Genomic DNA, 17208 nt, shown 5'->3' with positions numbered 1-17208 from the left:
GCTGGGCGGATGAGAAAACTCATCGTTGTTGCAGTCCTGGCGATCACGTTGACCACCTCGACGACGGCGGCCGCGCGGCCCTGGCACGAGCCGCATCGCCCATCGACGTACGTCGTGTCGGAGACACCAGGTGATACGCCCGAGGGGATCGAGGTCACGCGCGACGGCACCATCTACGTCACGAGTGTCGGGACAGGCGCGGTCTACCGCGGCTCGGTGCGGAGCGCCCGGCTCCAGCTGTTCCTGCCCGGCGGGGCCGACGGCCGCACCCGGGCGACCGGCGTACATGTGGATCGCTGGGGCCGGATCCTCGTCGCCGGCGCGAGCACCGGGCGGCTCTTCATGTACGACGCCCGTGGCCGCCTGCTGGCGTCACGGCCGGCGGCCGAAGGCTCGTTCCTGAACGACTTCGCCTTCACCAAGGACGCCGTCTACGTCACCGATTCGGCGCACAACCAGATCTGGCGAGCATCGATCACCCGGCACGGGCTGGGTGAGCTCAAGCCGTGGATCACGCGTGACCAGATCTCCCCGAAGCCGTACTTCCTCAACGGCATCGTCAGCACTCCCGACGGCCGGACCTTGCTCGTCGGCGAACAAGGTCAGGACCTCACCTATCGAGTGGACATCGCATCGCGCGCGGTGCGGCCGGTCGAGGCTGACGGGGTTCTCTCCGGCGACGGTTACCTGCTCGAGGGACATCATCTGTACGTCGTCCACAACGCAGGCAACGGCCGGTACGTCACCCGGCTGGCCCGGCTCGATAGCACGTGGTCCAAGGCCACGATCGTCGCCGATTCGGCACCGGGCGCTGCCGGAACGACCCCGACGACGATCGCGCGGGATCGCGGCCGCCTGCTCTGGGTGAACAGCCAGCTCGACCAGGCTCCAGGGACTCCGCCGTACACCGTGTCCGTCGTACCGGGTCTGAACTAGCAGTCCATGCTGAGCAGCTGAAGAGCGATGGGGGTGAGCGAGTGGTGGGCAGTGCCCCCTGATCGGTCGGTGGTCAGGAGACCGGCGGTGCGCAGAACGCGGGCATGCTCGGAGGCAGATGCGGTGGAGATGTTGAGCCGGCGGGCCAACTGGCTGGTGCCGGCGGGGGTGGCGAGGGTTCGCAGGACAGCAGCGCGGGTGCGTCCAAGGAGTTCGGCCAGGGCATCGGCCGCATCCCGCTCGTCCGAATCCACCGCGGGCAGGGCGACAGCTGGGTAGACGAGCAGCGGCACCACTCCGGGCTCGTCGAAGATCAGGCACTCCGAGACGAAAGGTGACGGACAGAGCCTCAGGCCCCGGCCGGCCAACTTCACGTCGTACTCGAACGGCATCGGGAAACTGAGGCAGTCGTCCTGCCAGGCGACCGTCGGGTGCAGAGTCGCAAGAAGTTCCTCGCTACCGGAGGTGAGGACCGTCCGCGAGCGGATGGCCAGATCGGCCGCGTGAGTGCGCCCCAGGTCGATCGCGGACGGTCCGAGTACGAGCCGGTGGAACTCGCGTACGGCGCCGCCCAGCGCTCGACGCGCATCGGCCTGGCCACGCAGCAGCGCTCGCATGTAGGGATGAATCTCAGCCGGCAGATGCGGTTCGAGCTCGGCCCGAATCAAGTCTGCCGGGGCCTCCAGCAGACACTCGATCGCTGGTTCCAGCCCGGCTCTGTCCACCTGCGGTGTGAGGAAGCCCGGAAACTGCCCGGCCGGCGAGATCAGCTTGAACAGCGGCCCCATCGCCGGGCGGACCCGGCTCGCCGCCACCCGCCGCCACCGCCGAGCCGTGGCGGATGTCTGACCATGCCCGAGCGCGCGAGCGGCCAGCGCCGCCTGCCGAAGCGGCTCGGGTTCGGGAAGGAAGGTCACCCGCCCGACGTCCGCCGCGGTGAAGTGGATCCTGATCACGGCCTGATTCTCACGGCTCACCCACGTCTACACCACCCCTCCACCCTCGCATCCGAAGTCTGTACCGACACAAAGGCTGACCCGTCTATCGTTGGGAGATGCGTCGTCGGTCGGCTTTCGCCTCTCGGTTGGTAAGGACGGTGGGTGCCGGCCGGACGCCGTCGCTGGAGGCCGACTTGCGGCGGGCCATTCTGACCGGTGACCAGCAACCCGGGACGCCGATTCCGATCGACGAGGTTGCGGCGTTCTTCGGGGTCAGTCCGATCCCGGTCCGGGAGGCGCTCAGAACCCTGCTTGCCGAAGGGCTCGTCGAGCATCGGCCGCATGTCGGGTACAGCGTCGCCAAGTTGATCTTCAGTGAGTTCACAGAGCTGTACGACGTTCGCCAGGCGCTCGAGGCGGCTGCGCTTCGTGCGGCGGTCGGCCGGGTCGATCCGGAGCACGAGCAGGAAGTCCGGGCGGCGTACAGGGAGCTCGGTGATGCCATCGAGCGGGGCGACGACCGCGGGTACGACGCGGCGGCGCGCAGGTTCCATCTCGCCTTGATCGCGCCGTCGGGGATGCAGCGCCTGGTCAAGATGTACGAGTCCGCCTGGAACATCACCGAACCCGCCCGGCCGATGTCGCGCGTGCCCGCCACCGACCGGGCCGCGCTGCACGCCGACCATGAGCGGATGATCGAGGCGTTCCAGGCTCGGGACGCAGACGCGCTGATCGCCGAGGCCGACGGGCACTACGCACGCCTGCGGACCGTCATCAGCCGGTTCGCCGACGACCCCGAGTGCTTCGTCGATCCGGTGTGACCGTGCGCGCCGCGTATATTTGAGCGGAAATCCTGGGTTCACCGGCGGTGTCCGCCGACGAAACGAGTTCTCCTTAGCGTCGTGTCATGACCGACAGCGTGACCCAGATCGACCCCGGGACCAGTTACGACCCTCGGCTCACGAACGAGGATCTGGCACCTCTGCGGAAGCAGTCGTGGAGTGCGTACAACATCTTCGCGTTCTGGATGTCCGACGTACACAGCGTGGGTGGCTATCTGACCGCGGGCAGCCTGTTCGCGCTCGGCCTGACCAGTTGGCAGGTGTTCGTCTGCCTGATCGCCGGTATCTGCATCGTGCAGTTCTTCTGCAACCTGGTGGCCAAACCGAGTCAGCTCGCCGGCGTGCCCTATCCCGTGATCAGCCGGGTCTCGTTCGGGGTTCGGGGGGCCAACATCGCGGCCATCATCCGCGGGCTGATCGCGGTCGCCTGGTACGGCGTACAGACGTTCCTGGCGGCTGCTGCGCTGACCCTCGTGTTCCTCGAACTGTGGCCGGGCCTGGCCCCGTGGGCCGACGTCACGCAGCACGGATTCCTCGGGCTGTCCGTCCTCGGCTATGCCGGCTTCGTCATTCTCTGGGTGGCGCAGGCCGCGCTGTTCTGGCGGGGCATGGAGTCGATCCGCAAGTTCATCGACCTCGCGGGCCCGGCTGTCTACGTCACGATGATGCTGCTGTGCGGCTACCTGCTCTTCAAGGCGGACTTCCACATCGACCTCAACCTGGCGGACCACCAGTTGTCGGGCTGGGCCACGGTCGGCACGATGCTGAGCGCGATCGCGCTGGTGGTGTCCTACTTCTCCGGACCGATGCTGAACTTCGGCGACTTCTCCCGCTACGGCAAGAGCTTCGCGGCGGTGAAGAAGGGCAACTTCTGGGGGCTGCCGCTCAACTTCATTTTCTTCTCTCTGCTGACAGTGGTCACCGCGGCCGCCACCGTCCCGGTCTACGGCGAGCTGATCACCGATCCGATCGAGACCGTCCAGCGCATCGACAGTACCTTCGCCATCCTGCTCGGAGCGGCCACCTTCGTCACCGCGACCGTCGGGATCAACATCGTGGCGAACTTCATCTCGCCGGCCTTCGACTTCTCCAATGTGAGCCCGCAGCGCATCAGCTGGCGGATGGGCGGCATGATCGCGGCGGTCGGCTCGGTGCTCCTCACGCCCTGGAACTGGTACAACAACGACACCGCGATCCACTACACCTTGGGAATCCTCGGTGCGCTGATCGGCCCGCTGTTCGGCATCCTGATCGCTGACTTCTACCTGATCCGCCAACAGAAACTGGTCGTGGACGACATGTTCACGATGGACGAGGACGGCGAGTACTTCTACTCGAAGGGTTACAACCCCAGCGCGGTCAAGGCGGTCCTCGCCGCCGGGCTGGTCTCGATCGCCTCGGTGCTGGTTCCGCGCTGGATCGACGCGGTCCTGTGGATCAGTGACTACAGCTGGTTCATCGGTTGCGGGGTGGGCTTCGCGGCCTACTCGGTCCTGGCGAAACGGGCCGACGTCGCCGGCTCGGGCCGGACCGCCGTACCGCAAGCAGCCGCATGACCCGCATGCGACTCAAGATCATCAACCCCAACAGCACCGCATCGATGACCGCCAAGATCGGCAGGTGCGCTCGCGCCGTGGCCGGTGAGGGCGTCATCATCGAAGCGACGAATCCCCGCAAAGGCCCGCCTGCCATCGAGAGCCACACCGACGCTGCCCTCGCCGTACCGGGAGTACTCGAGGAGATCGCGAGCGGCGAGGCCGCGGGATGCGACGGCTACGTCATCGCGTGCTTCGGCGACCCCGGCCTGAAGGCCGCACGAGAACTGGCGCGCGGACCAGTGGTCGGCATCGCGGAGGCAGCCATGCGGACCGCGGCCTACCTCGGACGCGGCTTCAGCGTGGTGACCACACTGCCCAGGACGGTCGGGCAAGCTCTGGATCTGGCCGACGAGTACGGCGTCTCCCGGAGCTGCCTCGGCATCCACGCGTGTGAGATCTCGGTACTCGACCTCGAAACTGACCCACAGGCCAGAGCGATCATCCTCAGCGCCTGTAAGGAGGCGCTCGCGGGCGACGGCTCCGATGCGATCGTGCTGGGCTGCGCGGGCATGGCCGACCTGTGCCACGACCTGTCAGCTGCGCTAGGAGTGAGCGTCGTCGACGGTGTCACCGCGGCGACCCTCGCCGCCGAGAGCCTGGTCCGCCTGCAACTGTCCACCGGCAAGCTCAACGAGTTCGCCGCACCACTGTGGACCGGCCCGCACGCGGTCCCGTGCCGCCCGTAACCCAGCGTAGATGTCGAGGGCCTGCGCGACATCTACGCGCAGGGTGCCAGAGGGCCATGAGGTGAAGACTTCGCGACGGGCCTACAGCGTCGCGCTCATCAAGCAACCAGCGCACCTCGACCACAGCTCACAGAGCCGGCGGGGACACCCCGATCTGAAGCAAGACCTGGCAGAGCGCCGGCACGGAGAGCCTGCTTGCGCACGCAAATATATCTTGCCGGCTCGTGACTTACCGAGGGGCCGTGGGATTCGGCGCGCTATCCGTCGACACCATCACCGCTGCGGAGATGTATCAGCTGGTTTCGAGTCCAGCTTGGCGAGAATCTGCTCCAATGCGATCAGCTCGGTGGCGGAAAGCTTGTCGGTGAACAGTTGGGCGACAAGATCAAGGTGTGATCCGGTCGCGGCGACGAGCGTTTCAGCACCCTTGTCGGTCATCGCCACTGCCACCCCGCGTCGATCGTCGTCGGCAGTTGTGCGCTCCAGCAGTCCGGCCTCGGCCATCCGCGCCAGGAGCCTGGACACTCCGCTGTCGCTCAGCAGCAGGCGATCTGTCAACTCCCGCTGCCGCAGCCGCCGCTCCGGCACGTCGGCAAGATGAATCAGAACGTCGAACGCCTCGAGCGGCAGCCGGTGGTCGGACTTCATCTGATCCGCCAAGGTCTCGACGATCTGCCGGTGGACCGAGAGAAACGTCTGCCACACCGGAGTCTCCTGATGCAGGCGCGCGACCACGCGCCCGAGCTCCGACTCCCGGCTGCCGGCGCGCTGACGTGGAGCCGGCCGTCCCTGGTCCGATCCCCTGCTCTTCGACATCGACCGCTCCTCGCGAGAGGTTGAACCTGCTTGCGCAGGCAAGCTCCAGTGTGAACGAGCGTCACTCTAGATCAACTGCTCAGGGTGGCCGTCGTTGGCTGCCTCAGATATCGGGTCGAGCGGGCCTGCGGGGCGCCGGTCGCGGTCCATGGCTCCGGCGCCGCGCCGATGGCAACAGTTGCGCGCGCACGCAAGTACTGCGCGTAGCATGTCGCCATGCTCGAGTCGAAGGAAACGCCGTACGCCGTCACGTCCCTCAATGCACTGGTCCTGGGTGGCGGAGGACCGGTCGGCGCGTCCTGGATGGCGGCCCTGGTGCACGGACTGCGAGCCGAGGGTATTCCGCTGGCCGGTTGCGGCACGGTGCTGGGGACTTCGGCAGGAGCGGTGGTCGGTGCCTGGCTGACGATGCGGCCCGACGCCGTCCTCGAAGTACCGGATCGGATGCGGAAGCGGGCGGCTTGGCATGCCGAAGCCACCGGCATCGGCCAGGGACGCCAGGAGCTGTCGCGACGTCTGGCCGAACAGCGCGCCGACGACATCGAAGCTGCGCGGAGCCTTGCCGAGGCTGCCGTTGCGGCGATGCCGCCGATGCAGGCCGATCAGGCTGATGCGCTGTGGCGGCCTGCGCTGCCCGACGGGAAGTGGCCGAACCCGCTCGGAGTCGTTGCCGTGAGCGCCGAGACGGGAGTTGCGCGAAGGTGGACTGGCGAGGACGGCATCCCGCTGGCGGTCGCGGTGGCCTGCTCGACTGCGGCACCTGGCGCCGCTCCGGCGGTGGTGGTGGCCGGCGACGTCTGGGTCGACGGAGGAGTCCGGACGAACACCAATGCCGACCTTCTCGTCGAGGCTGCGAGCCCGGGCAGGGTGCTGATCGTAGCTCCGCCGCCGTCCGCCGATCTCGCCCGCGAGGAGGCGATCCTGGTCGGGGCCGGTCATCGCGTTCGAGTCGTCGTCGCTACCCGCTTCTACAGCCGGCCGACCGACATGCTGGACCCGCTGTACATTGACCCCGCGACCGCTGCGGGCGCTGAACAGGCTCGCGAGATCGCAGCAGAACTCGCGGAGTGGTGGGACGAATGATGCTCATGGTGTGCTCGCCCTCCAGGTCCGGGTCCGGAAACGTGGCGGACGATCTCGGGGGCTCTTGACCCGGCTCAGCGGTTCGTCGGGAAATGCCGGTAGAAGGTGATGATCCGTTCCCGCATCGACGGTTTGCTGTTGCCCGACGATGCCCTCGTCCCGTTCGAGACCGCGGCGCGACGCACCTCGTGAGCTCCCGACGGCGCGTCCCACGGCGGTTCGTCGAGTGGACCACGACTGGGCCGGAATCCTGCTCAACCTCGGCGGTGTCGCAGGCACGCTCCGCGATCGCTCCGACGATCCACCCGGCCGCCGTACGGGGTACGGCGGCCGGATGGGCGGCTGCGGCCGGTCGCCTCTGGTGGACGAACCTGCCTAGTGCTAGGGGTGGATGGCTCCCACCTGACCGGTGTCGATCCGCAGCGACTCCAGCATCGCGAACGCGTTGTCGAAGGTGAAGACGTCCACCGCGGCGAGTGTGCCGGCGTACTTGGCGATCACGGGGTCCGCGATCTGGCGGGTGAGCTCGTCCAGGTACTCCTTGAAGATCGCCCACGAGTTGCCGATCGGGCCGTACTTGACGAAGTACGGGGTCGGGTCCACCCGCGCCATCGCGGCCTCGGCGCCGGTCCGCAGATCGTCCACGTAGCTGCGCTGGAGGCCCACGTCGGCGCGCGTGCCCAGCCTGCCGAGGTGGCCACCGACCAGCGTCTGCCACGGGTAGCGCAGGGCCACTTCCTGCATCCGCACCCAGTTCGGGATCTCGTGGGACACGGCCAGGCCCTTGAACGGCACCCAGCCGGGGAACAGGACGTCCACCAGCATGAGGGTTTCCTGGTTCGGTGCGTAGATGAAGATGTTGTCCGGCGTGTGGTTCGGGCCGTGGTGGTTCAGCAGCAGCGTCTCGCCACCCACCCGCAGCGTGTAGTGGCTGTCGAAGGTGATCGTCGGCAGCGGGCGGTTCGGGTCGCGTGCCTCCCGGAGCAGCCGCGCCGTCTCCCGGTGCGCCACCCGGACAACGTCCTTACCGAGAATGGCCGAAGCGCCGATGTGATCGGCGTGGAAGTGTGAGTAGACCAGATGGGTGACCTTGTTCGGCCTCCCGTTGCGTTCCGTGACCTCGTCGATGGCGCGCTGCAGGTTGTGGCCGATCGTCGGCGGGGCATCCACCAGCACGACGCCGGTGCGGGTGGTCAGGAACATCGACTGGTAGAACGAATCCGTAACCCAGTAAAGGTTTCCTTTGATCTGACCGACGTGATAGCCGTCGGCGTTGAGGGCAGGGCCCATCGAACTCGAGGGGATCTCCAAGTAGTCGGGTAGGTCACCCGACGCGGCTCGCGCGGTCCGGGTGGCGGGAAACAGCGTCGCGGTGGGAACCGCGAGTGCGGCGAACGTAAGAACCTTGCGTCTGCTCGGCGTCATGATGATGTGCCCTTCAGGGGGATGGCGGGTCCGTGGCCGAGCGCTCGGCCAAGATGATTTAAGAATAAATCAATTCACTTGCGTGCGCAAGCAAAATTGACCCGAGGGTCCGAGCTCCCGCCCGACGTGAAGCCGACCTGCTGATCAACCCGCGATGAAGGGGGGGGGGGGATGCTGTCAGCCGGTTCAAGTCTTGAAGTTGTCGATGGGCTCGGCTGGATATGCCGAGTTCGCAGCCTCGCTGGTCTTGGTCGGCCGCCAGTTGGCCAGCAGTTTCAGGTTGGATTCGGCGCGGCTGCCCGGCTCCGCGGTGTAGAAGGTGAGCAGCTGGTCCGGGTCGTCCGGCAGCATCAGGGTTTCGTAGGCGAGCTCGAACTCGCCGACCAGCGGATGGTTGAACTGCTTGAACCCGTGCTTCTTCTGCCGCACGGTGTGCGCGGCCCAGTGCTGCCGGAACTCCTCGCTGTGCATGGAAAGCTCGCCGATCAAGGCGGTGAGCTCGGGGTCGTCGGGGTAGCGGCCCGCGTCGAGGCGCAGGTAGCCGACGGTGTCACCGGTGACGTGTTCGCGGTTGGGGTACAGGCTGCGAGCGTCCTCGTCGAGCAGGATCAGGCGGGCCAGGTTCCGCCGGATCGGCGGCAGCGCCGGGAAGTCGGCGATCAGCGCGCACGCCAGCGAGTTCCACGCCAGCACCTCCATCCGGCGGCCGAAGATGAAAGCCGGGGTGTCGCCTACTGCGTTCAGAAGCTGGAGTAGTCCTGGCCGCACAGTCTGGGGCTTGGCCCTGCGCTGCCGTGGCTTGGCCGGTTTGGCCAGCCGGCGCAGATGGACTCGCTCGTCGTCGGTCAGCTGGAGGGCACCTGCGACAGCGTCCAGGACCGTGTCGGAGACGCGGCTGGACCGGCCTTGCTCGAGCCGAACGTAGTAGTCGACACTGATACCGGCCAGTTGGGCCAGTTCCTCACGACGCAGGCCGGGCACCCGCCGTGCGCCGAATCCTGGCGCCAGCCCGACCTCTTCGGGCCGGAGTCTGGCCCGCCGGGTCTGGAGGAACTCACCTAGGTCGGTATGAGGCGACATGTTCACCAGTATTCCTGGGCCTGCCCACTGCAGGGTGGTTCTGCTGGACCGACGGTCGGCCGGACCGGGGAACGAGCAGAGCCTGGAGCCCGGCGGAGCCGACGGCGAGGGTAGGGCTACCCAATCTGACGGAGGGCCCTCCTATGCGTTTCATCAGAGTGTTGTGCACCGCGGTCTTCCTGGCCGGAGCCGGCCTTCAGCCTGCGGTGGCTCTACCGGCCGGCCTGCCCAGCGAGTATGTCGTCCCCGGCGATCGCGCCTTCCCCGGCGGAATCGCCTACGACCCGAGCCGCCGAAGGTTCTTTGTCGGCAGTACCCAGGAAGGCACCCTCTTCGAGGGCAATCCCTCTTTGCCTCGGGCAAGCGTCTGGCTACCGGGCGGCGCCGCCGGCCGCAGTACCACGTCCGGCCTCGAAATCGACCGGCAGGACCGCCTGTACGTCGGCGGCGGCCCCACCGGCAAGCTGTGGATCCACGACCTGAGCAGCCGCCGGCTGCTCGTCACCCTCCAAGGCCTGACGGGCGGTTTCGTCAACGATCTGACGATCGCCCAGGACGGAACCGCCTACGCGACGGATTCACTCGCCCACGTCGTCTACCGGATCGAACTCCACGACGGCCGCTGGCGGATGGAGCCCTGGCTCGACCTCAGGAGCACAGGTGTCGAGCTCCGCGACGGGCACAACTTCAACGGCATCATCGCAGCCACCCGCGAAACCCTTCTCACGGTCAACAGCCAGACCGGGCGGCTCTACCGGATCGACATCTCCACCAGGGCGATCACCGAGCTGCAGACCGATGCGGAGCCCTTGTTCGGAGGTGACGGCCTAGTGCTCCGCGACGGAACTCTGTACGTCGTCCAAGGCGGCCTGTCAGCGCAGAGCCCTCGGGCCCAGGTCGCAGTCCTCGCTCTGGCACCGGACCTGTCGTCGGCCTCCCTCCGCTCGGTCATCCAGCGCCCCGACTTCCGGCACCCCAGTACGGCGCGTCTGATCGATGACCGGCTCCTGGTGGTGAACAGCCAGTACGCCACCGGCCAGGCCGGCGGGCAACCTGACCTGCCGTTCACGATCTCGGTCATCGTCTGCTACCTGTGACCTGTCTGGTGGCGGGCGACGCGGGCGCGGTTGCCGCAGGCGGGGCCGCACCAGGCCTGGTTGGTACGGCGCTGGAAGAAGAGTTGGCCGCATCCTGGCGCGTCGCACAGGGCGAGGTCTTGACGATCATCGGTCAGTACGTCGCGTACTGCGGCCGCAAGTTTGGTCAGGAGCACAGTGAAGGGTGGAGGGGAACCGATGCTGCGCGAGACCGCCGTACCCGGGTCGTCGCCCAGAAGCAGCACCTCAGGGCAGCTGATCAGTTGCTCGTTGAGGGTCTCGACGTCGGCGCGCTGCCTGCTGCCGTGACCGGCGGCGGCCCGGAGCAGGCGGAGGGCGGCGTCGCGCAGGGGCAAGAACGCCTGCAGGTCGGCTTCGGTGACGGACTCGGGGCGCGGGGCAGGTAAGGCGGCGGCGTCGAGCCAGGACTCCAGGTCGGCGACCGAAGTCACCAGTTCGTGCTCGGTCCAGCCGCGCCGGATCACGGTGTTGGCGAAGTCGAGCGAAGGGTAGCCCTCCAGCCACGCCCAGGTCAGCTCGATCGTCACAGCCCGAGTCTAGAACACCAGCCTAATGGTTTACAGATCTGAAACCATTATCTATGGTCGGAGAGATGGAGCACCCACGGAGTCGGCTCATCACCCTGTGCACCGTCCAGTTCGTGGACGTGATGGGCGTGACCGTGGTGGTGTCCGCGCTGCCCCGGATGCTCGCCGACGTCGGTGGATCCGCCGCTCAGGCAGGGCTTCTGGTGCCGGTGTACGCGGTCGGCTTCAGCAGTGTGCTGCTGCTGGCCGCACGGCTCGGCGATCGTCTCGGCAACAGGCGGATCCTGGTGGCCGGCTTGGTGTTGTTCGCGCTTGGCTCGGTCATCGCGGCAGTGGCCCCGACGATGGTCATGCTGGTGGCCGGGCGAGGAGTGCAGGGCCTGGCCGCTGCCGTCTCGGTACCGAACGCGCTGGTCCTACTGACCCGGGCGGCCGAAACCATCGCGGCCCGCCAGCGTGTCCTGAGCGCCTGGAACGCCTGTGGCGGACTGGCAGGCGCGGCCGGGCTGCTCGTCGGCGGTGTCACCACGTCCGCGGTGAGCTGGCGTGCCATCTTCTGGGGGAATCTCGTGGTGACCGCGGTGCTCGTGGTGGCGGTGCTGCGGGTGGTCGAACGCGATCGGGCGGATACACAGCAGCAGGCTGCCTTCGCGCCGCAGTCGATCACGTTGCAGATCGTGGCCGTCGCGGCGATCGTGGCTGCCGCGAATGCGTCGAACAGTCCGTGGCCGGTCCTGACCGCGCTGGGTCTGACCGGCGTGCTGGCGGCATTCCTGCTGGTACGGCGGGAACGTCGTACCAGCTCGCCGTTGGTGCCGGCCGGGTTGTGGCGGCCGCCGTTCGTCGGAGGCCTCGCTGGTTCGTTCGGCATGACAGCGACGACGAGCGCGTTTGTTGTCGTCGGCACCTTTTTCCTCCAGGAGACCCAAGGGTTCAGTCCGGCGGCGGCCGGACTGGGGATCCTGCCGTTCAGCATCGCTGTCGTGGTGGCGGCGTGGTCCGCGGGCCGTCTGCCGTCCACGGTGAGTCTGCGCACCAAACTGGTCTGCGCGCTGCTGTTGATCATCGCGGGCGCGGTCGTCGCCGGTGCTGGGCTGTCGGCAGTCGCATTGTTTGCTGGTCTGGTGCTGGCCGGACTGGGCAATGGCATGGGAGCTGTTGCCGCCTACGGCCTTGGTACCGCGGTGCCGGACAAACACCAGGGCAGCGCTGCAGGTCTTCTCAATACCGCTGCACAGATCGGTACGGCGACAATGGTTGCGGTCACGATCGCCGTGGCCGGCCACGAAGCCGGCCTGAACTATCGGCTCGGCTGGTTGACCGTCGCAATGACCGCGGTCGTCGTGACGGCTGTCGTCGCCGTCGTGACCACGCGCGACCGGCTCGACGAGCAGCGCGCACTTGATGAGGGGCGTTGTCAAGAGATCACTCATGGGGCACGCATCGGGAGATGCCGAGCGTGATCGACGAGTTGCTCGCCGCCGACGACGTGTGTGTCGAGTGGAAGGTACGCCGTGAGCTCCTCGACGAGGATGCCGAGTGCCGGTCCATGCGCCGACTCGCGGACGCAGTGCGTGAGTCCCCACGCGCCGTCGCGCTGCGCGAAGGGCTGACCACAAGCAAAGGCGGAACGTACTTCAATTGGCAAGGAGCGCACTGGTCGATGCTTTCGCTGGCCGACATCGGCTACCCGCCAGGTGACACGCGCCTGGCGCCAATGGCCGGACGGCTGCTGAACGCCCGCCTGAGGGACCGTTTCTTGCGCGACCAAGATCTGGGCGACTGCGCTGGAGCCAAACGTTCCGACGCCGGCGCCGCAATTCCCTTGGTCGGTGGCCGGCACCGGGTTCATGCCTCAGTTCACGGAGCGACGCTGTACGCCGCCACCCGGCTGGGGCTCGCGGATGACCGTTGCGACGGCCGGCACTTCCTACGTCAGAGGCACCACCCCAGGGGTCAGCGGTCACGACTGGGTGACCTGGGGTCCGGTCGCTGCAGGAAACCCAATCCGTGGGTCACTGTCGAGGCGCTTCGGGTCCTCCGATCCGCAGGCCGGATCCCGAGCCTTGGACTACCTTAGGGATGGACGGCCGTTCGCTCTGTGAGGGCTTTACGGGCCTGTGCCGCGGCCGGACTGTCGAGGTCTGCGAGGATGTCGAGTGCCTGGCACCACGCTTGACGGGCGGCGATGTGGTCTCCGCTGTCTCGTAGCGCGTCGCCGAGATCGGTGAGGGCCTCGGCGACGAAATGCTTGTCACCCGCCTCTCGCGATGCAGCCACTGGCCCGCGCGATGCCAGTTGCCCCGCCGAGACTGCATGACGGTAGGAGTCAACGGCGGCCTGGTGGTTGCCGGTCTGGCGGTAGGCATAGCCGAGGCTGTGCCAGGCTGCTGCCTCGCGTCGGTAGCTGCCGATCTCAGTGGCGATCGCGATTGCTGCTTTGCACGCTGACGTTGCAGCTACATGGTCGTTGAGGTGGGCACTGAACCAGCCGATCTCGTTGAGCGCGCTAGCCTGGCCGGGCTTGTTGCCGAGTTGTGCGTAGAGCTCATGGGCTTGCCGAGCATGGCATCGGGCCGTCGCATAGTCGTTCTGCTGATCGTGCAGTGAGGCCATCATCCGGTGACAGTCGGCCTCACCGAGCGGATCTCGATCGGCGCGAGCGATCTTGAGCGACGCATCGAGGTGGCTGGTCGCCTCGGCGTACTGACCTAGACCTGCGTAGGCACGGCCGAGCGCTCGAAGAGCCGTGCTCGCTGCTGCCCGGTCGCAGAGCCGTTCGGCCGCGGAAAGCGCCGAGTGTTCGATCGTGATCCAGTCGTCGAAGAGCCTGTGCTGGAGAAGAAACGTCCTGAACATCTCGCTCAACTGGATGGCTGCTGAGTCGAGGCCGGTCATGGCGGCGAGGTGGATGAGCCTCAGCAGGACCGGACGCTCTGTGCCGAACCAGGCCTGTGCCGCGTCGAGATCGGTCACTGTGTCGGGCCTGACCCCAGGTTGAGCTGGTGGCGGCACCGCAACCGGCGGCGTCCGATGGGGACTTTGCAGCAACTCGCCGGCGTACGAACTCCACAGGTAGTGGTCCAGCATCCGCTGCGTGGCAGTTGCGCGTTCAGGGTCGGCTTCCGACAGCTCACAAGCGTAGGCACGCACAAGGTCGTGCATGCCGTATCGGCCGTGGTCCACTGTGACGAGGTGAGCAGCCACGAGCTGCCGGAGATCGACGTGTACGTCGGCGTTTCCGGTGAGGCTCGCTGCCGCAGTTGCGGATATCTCTGGGCCCGGATGTAATCCGAGCAGGCAGAATGTCCGCTGGGCCTCCGGTTCGAGGGCGTTGTACGACGAGTTGAACACGGCCCGGATCGTCGTTCGTGGATCGTCGGTGTCGAAGGCGTCCAGGCGTCGGTGAATGCTCGCGAGCTGGCTTGCCAGCTCGCCCAGCGGCTGGCGAGGGTGCAGGGCTGCCCGGGCGGCCACTACGGCGAGCGCCAAGGGCAAGCCGCCGCACGGCCGGAGGAGCTCGGCGACGGCTGATGGCTCCGCCGCGAGCCGGTCCGTGCTCACCCGGGCTTGCAGGAGGGCCCGTGCATCGGCGACCGTCAACGGGCCGAGACAGATCACGTCGGCGCCGCGCTCGGCGACCAAACCGGCGAGCGCGTTGCGGCTGGTGACCACCACCATGCAATGACCGGCGCCGGGCAACATCGGGCGAACCTGCTCGGTATCGCGAGCGTTGTCGAGCAGTATCAGCAGGCGGCGCCCGGCGACGAGACTACGGAACATGGCAGCCCGCGCAGGCAGCTCGGCCGGAATGTCGTGGGGAGACGCTCCCAGCGCAGCAAGGAGATCACCGACAGCCTGGCTCGGCTCCAAGGGCGCCCCGACTGGGTCGAAGCCGCGGAGATTCAGGTAGAGCTGCCCGTCTGGAAATCGTCCCGCGACCCGGTGAGCCCAGTGCACCGCCAACGTAGTCTTCCCGATGCCGCCGGTGCCGGTGATCGCTGCGACCACCGTTGTCCCTTCGTCGCCGGTCCCTACCAGGTCGGCCAGCTCGTCCAGCCGTCCGACCTGCTCATCCCGGCCGACGAAGGATCGTCCGAGCGCAGGTAGCTGGCGCAGCACGGCAGGTGCGGCCTCGCGAGTCTGCACCGAGGTCCGGGCCGGAGCGCGGCGCAGCAAGGTGGTGTGCCGTTCGCTGAGTTCGGCGCCGGGCTCAGTCCCGAGCTCGTCCACCAACCGCTCCCGCAGTGCGGCGTAGTGATCAAGGGCCTCGGCGCGCCGGCCGGCGAGTGCGAGTGCGCTCAGCACGTAGCCTGCGAGCGGCTCGGACAACGGGTGGTCTGCCGTCAGCGCGAGCAGTTCATCCGCGATCAGGTCCAGAGTTCCAGCCTGTTCCCGGTGCCGAGCCAGCCCCAGCCAGCCGGCGAGTCGTTCCTGACCCAGGGCTGCTCGAAAGCCGTCTACCCAGTTGCCGGACAGACCGGCCAGCGGCTGTCCACGCCAGAGCGCGAGTGCTTCGCTCAACAGTCCGATCGCGGCGTCCCGGTGGGACAACTTCGCAACCCGCAGCCGCTCACGGAACCTCACCACGTCCACGTCGTTCGCGGCAGCCTCGCACAGATAGCCACCGGAGCGACGAACGATCCCGATACCCGCCGGCTCGAGCGCTTTACGGAGCATGCTCAGATACGGATACAGCGTTGCGGTAGCCCGGCCTGGCGGATTCTGACCCCAGACCCGATCCATCAAAACATCGACCGGCACCAAGGTCCCCGGCGTCGCCGCCAGGATCGCGAAGACCAGCCGTGGCTTGGCCGAGCCGATCTCCAGCCGTTCAAGGCCGACCTGCACTTCGACCGGGCCGAACAGCCGAATCTCCAATGACGCCTCCAAAGCTGGCGAGTGGTCCGGACATTGTCCGCCGCGATCTCCACTGTCGTTCAGCCGGGAGCGGTTGCCACGCCGGGAATGGCCGTCACCAGGGTGATTCATCGTTGCCTGGCTCGAATCCGACACGCTCCAACGGATCGGCCACATCGTCTCGGCCGGGGAATCCGGCGGTGTCCAGGTGGCCGCGGAGCCAGGCGAGCAGCGTGTCGACGAGAGTGCCCTGCAATGGCGGGCCCTGTCTGGCGTGGCGCGGGTAGACGATCAGTGGCCACTCGTCCGGCGATCCTTGCGTGAGCCAGCCCAGGACGTCGCCCTCGACCGTGTTGGCGAACGGCAGGAATCCACCGGGCTCCGGCCAGACCGCAAGTGGCTGGAATTCCGGATACTCCGCCCGCAGATCGGCGTAGCCGTCAAGTATCTCCTTGGCGTGGTAGGCGAATCCGCGGCCGTTGGTGCGCAGCGGGGTGACGAAGTTGAGCCACTCCGACCAGCAACCGGCCCCGTAGGTGTCCATCAGCTCGATGTAGTCGGTGGGGAGCCGGGTGCCGAACTCGTCGAAGAGCTGGTCCCAGCTGCCGTTTCCCAGGTACGGCGTGGCCGGTGGTGCGACGAGTTGCCGGAGCGTGGCCAGGCCAGTGCCTTGCTTGAGCGCGGTGAGCCGGGCCTTCTTCGGGGTGGCCGCACGCCGTGCCGGGGGCGGCGGGGTCCATGGGCCGGCGTCGACCAGATACGAGGTGCGCCGCGCGGTGGGTGGCAGCGGGCCGAGTAGTTGGTTGCTGGGCAGGGGGACGCCGGTGCTTACTGTGGCGGAGATCAGTTCTGAGAGTGGCATGTGGTAGTTGTGCCAGGGGTTGAGCCTGTTGTTGACGGCGTCGCTGTCCATGACGACCACCGGCCATTGGTCGGGGTCGGCGGATGCTGCTGTGTCCCAGAATAGGTAGCTGGCTGAACGGGTCTCTCCCCAGGCGAGTAGTCCACCTCGCTTGGGGTGGAACGGCGGCGGCGTGTGTGGCGGAGCGTCCTTCGACCGTGCCCGGCACAGCTTGTGGGATTCCTTCAGCCATCCTCCGTAGTCGAAGCGGCCAGGCTTGGCACATGGCGTCTGCAGCCAAAGCCATTCACCGATGAGCAGCGGCCCGTGGTCGGTAGCCAGGGCCTTGTAGTCAGCAGGCAGGTGAAGACCGAGCCAGGACTCCACCGCATCCCAGTCGATCGGTATCGGTGTGGTCGCAAGCTCCGGCCGTATGAACGGTAAGTCCATAGGAACGC

At 67.3% G+C, this 17208-nt stretch carries 16 protein-coding genes; 8 read left to right on the top strand and 8 right to left on the bottom strand.

The window, feature by feature from the left end; genetic code table 11:
• Nucleotides 1-9 precede the first annotated feature (9 nt).
• Nucleotides 10-936 carry an SMP-30/gluconolactonase/LRE family protein gene (locus tag ACFCV3_RS11870; protein ID WP_376029112.1) on the top strand — a complete coding sequence of 309 codons (927 nt, stop codon included), beginning with the start codon at nucleotides 10-12 and terminating at the stop codon, nucleotides 934-936.
• On the opposite strand, the gene ACFCV3_RS11865 is transcribed toward ACFCV3_RS11870, so the two are convergent.
• A complete protein-coding gene (locus tag ACFCV3_RS11865; protein WP_376029109.1) occupies nucleotides 933-1892 on the bottom strand; it encodes an ArsR/SmtB family transcription factor in 960 nt (319 codons plus the stop codon). The two genes, ACFCV3_RS11870 and ACFCV3_RS11865, sit on opposite strands and share 4 nt — an antisense overlap.
• A 98-nt stretch (nucleotides 1893-1990) precedes the next feature.
• On the opposite strand from ACFCV3_RS11865, the gene ACFCV3_RS11860 reads away from it, so the two are divergent.
• From ACFCV3_RS11860 to ACFCV3_RS11850, 3 genes are all read left to right on the top strand, one after another.
• Entirely contained in the window at nucleotides 1991-2695 is a 705-nt protein-coding gene (locus ACFCV3_RS11860; protein WP_376029108.1) for a GntR family transcriptional regulator, read from the top strand.
• 86 nt (nucleotides 2696-2781) lie between these two features.
• A complete protein-coding gene (locus ACFCV3_RS11855; RefSeq protein ID WP_376029106.1) occupies nucleotides 2782-4272 on the top strand; it encodes an NCS1 family nucleobase:cation symporter-1 in 1491 nt (496 codons plus the stop codon).
• Nucleotides 4269-5000 (top strand): aspartate/glutamate racemase family protein, encoded by a 732-nt coding sequence (locus tag ACFCV3_RS11850; RefSeq protein WP_376029104.1) that lies wholly within the window; start codon nucleotides 4269-4271, stop codon nucleotides 4998-5000. Before ACFCV3_RS11855 ends, ACFCV3_RS11850 begins: the two co-directional genes overlap by 4 nt.
• Before the next feature lie 273 nt (nucleotides 5001-5273).
• Here ACFCV3_RS11850 and ACFCV3_RS11845 read toward each other — a convergent pair whose 3' ends face one another.
• On the bottom strand, nucleotides 5274-5735 hold the full coding sequence (locus ACFCV3_RS11845; RefSeq protein ID WP_376029102.1) for a MarR family winged helix-turn-helix transcriptional regulator: 462 nt from the start codon (nucleotides 5733-5735) through the stop codon (nucleotides 5274-5276).
• Nucleotides 5736-6032: 297 nt separating this feature from the next.
• Between ACFCV3_RS11845 and ACFCV3_RS11840 the strand changes: the two genes are divergently transcribed.
• Together ACFCV3_RS11840 and ACFCV3_RS11835 are read left to right on the top strand one after the other, a co-directional pair.
• Nucleotides 6033-6899: a patatin-like phospholipase family protein gene (locus ACFCV3_RS11840; protein WP_376029099.1), complete on the top strand. Its 867-nt coding sequence runs from the start codon at nucleotides 6033-6035 to the stop codon at nucleotides 6897-6899.
• A 226-nt stretch (nucleotides 6900-7125) separates the two neighbouring features.
• Nucleotides 7126-7278: a hypothetical protein gene (locus tag ACFCV3_RS11835; RefSeq protein ID WP_376029098.1), complete on the top strand. Its 153-nt coding sequence runs from the start codon at nucleotides 7126-7128 to the stop codon at nucleotides 7276-7278.
• Between the two features lie 2 nt (nucleotides 7279-7280).
• On the opposite strand, the gene ACFCV3_RS11830 is transcribed toward ACFCV3_RS11835, so the two are convergent.
• Both ACFCV3_RS11830 and ACFCV3_RS11825 read right to left on the bottom strand, forming a co-directional pair.
• Nucleotides 7281-8324, bottom strand: coding sequence for an MBL fold metallo-hydrolase (locus tag ACFCV3_RS11830; protein ID WP_376029095.1), 1044 nt, complete (start codon nucleotides 8322-8324; stop codon nucleotides 7281-7283).
• A gap of 186 nt (nucleotides 8325-8510) precedes the next feature.
• Nucleotides 8511-9404 carry a helix-turn-helix transcriptional regulator gene (locus ACFCV3_RS11825; RefSeq protein ID WP_376029092.1) on the bottom strand — a complete coding sequence of 298 codons (894 nt, stop codon included), beginning with the start codon at nucleotides 9402-9404 and terminating at the stop codon, nucleotides 8511-8513.
• Nucleotides 9405-9547: 143 nt separating this feature from the next.
• Between ACFCV3_RS11825 and ACFCV3_RS11820 the strand changes: the two genes are divergently transcribed.
• Nucleotides 9548-10501 carry an SMP-30/gluconolactonase/LRE family protein gene (locus ACFCV3_RS11820; protein WP_376029090.1) on the top strand — a complete coding sequence of 318 codons (954 nt, stop codon included), beginning with the start codon at nucleotides 9548-9550 and terminating at the stop codon, nucleotides 10499-10501.
• Here ACFCV3_RS11820 and ACFCV3_RS11815 read toward each other — a convergent pair.
• Nucleotides 10492-11049, bottom strand: a complete 558-nt coding sequence (locus tag ACFCV3_RS11815; RefSeq protein WP_376029087.1) for a CGNR zinc finger domain-containing protein — start codon at nucleotides 11047-11049, stop codon at nucleotides 10492-10494. The genes ACFCV3_RS11820 and ACFCV3_RS11815 overlap by 10 nt on opposite strands.
• Nucleotides 11050-11114: 65 nt before the next feature.
• On the opposite strand from ACFCV3_RS11815, the gene ACFCV3_RS11810 reads away from it, so the two are divergent.
• On the top strand, nucleotides 11115-12512 hold the full coding sequence (locus ACFCV3_RS11810) for an MFS transporter (protein WP_376029086.1): 1398 nt from the start codon (nucleotides 11115-11117) through the stop codon (nucleotides 12510-12512).
• Here ACFCV3_RS11810 and ACFCV3_RS11805 read toward each other — a convergent pair.
• The 3 genes from ACFCV3_RS11805 to ACFCV3_RS11795 all read right to left on the bottom strand — a co-directional run bounded on the left by ACFCV3_RS11805 (nucleotide 12479) and on the right by ACFCV3_RS11795 (nucleotide 17200).
• Nucleotides 12479-12706 (bottom strand): hypothetical protein, encoded by a 228-nt coding sequence (locus ACFCV3_RS11805; protein ID WP_376029084.1) that lies wholly within the window; start codon nucleotides 12704-12706, stop codon nucleotides 12479-12481. The genes ACFCV3_RS11810 and ACFCV3_RS11805 overlap by 34 nt on opposite strands.
• A gap of 419 nt (nucleotides 12707-13125) precedes the next feature.
• Entirely contained in the window at nucleotides 13126-15930 is a 2805-nt protein-coding gene (locus ACFCV3_RS11800) for a BTAD domain-containing putative transcriptional regulator (protein ID WP_376029082.1), read from the bottom strand.
• Nucleotides 15931-16024: 94 nt separating this feature from the next.
• Entirely contained in the window at nucleotides 16025-17200 is a 1176-nt protein-coding gene (locus tag ACFCV3_RS11795) for a hypothetical protein (protein WP_376029079.1), read from the bottom strand.
• Nucleotides 17201-17208: the final 8 nt, after the last annotated feature.

It is taken from the genome of Kribbella sp. NPDC056345, from assembly GCF_042262745.1.
GTDB lineage: Bacteria > Actinomycetota > Actinomycetes > Propionibacteriales > Kribbellaceae > Kribbella.
Note: the sequence above shows the minus strand (reverse complement) of the source record. Positions and strands in the feature narration are given on the sequence as shown.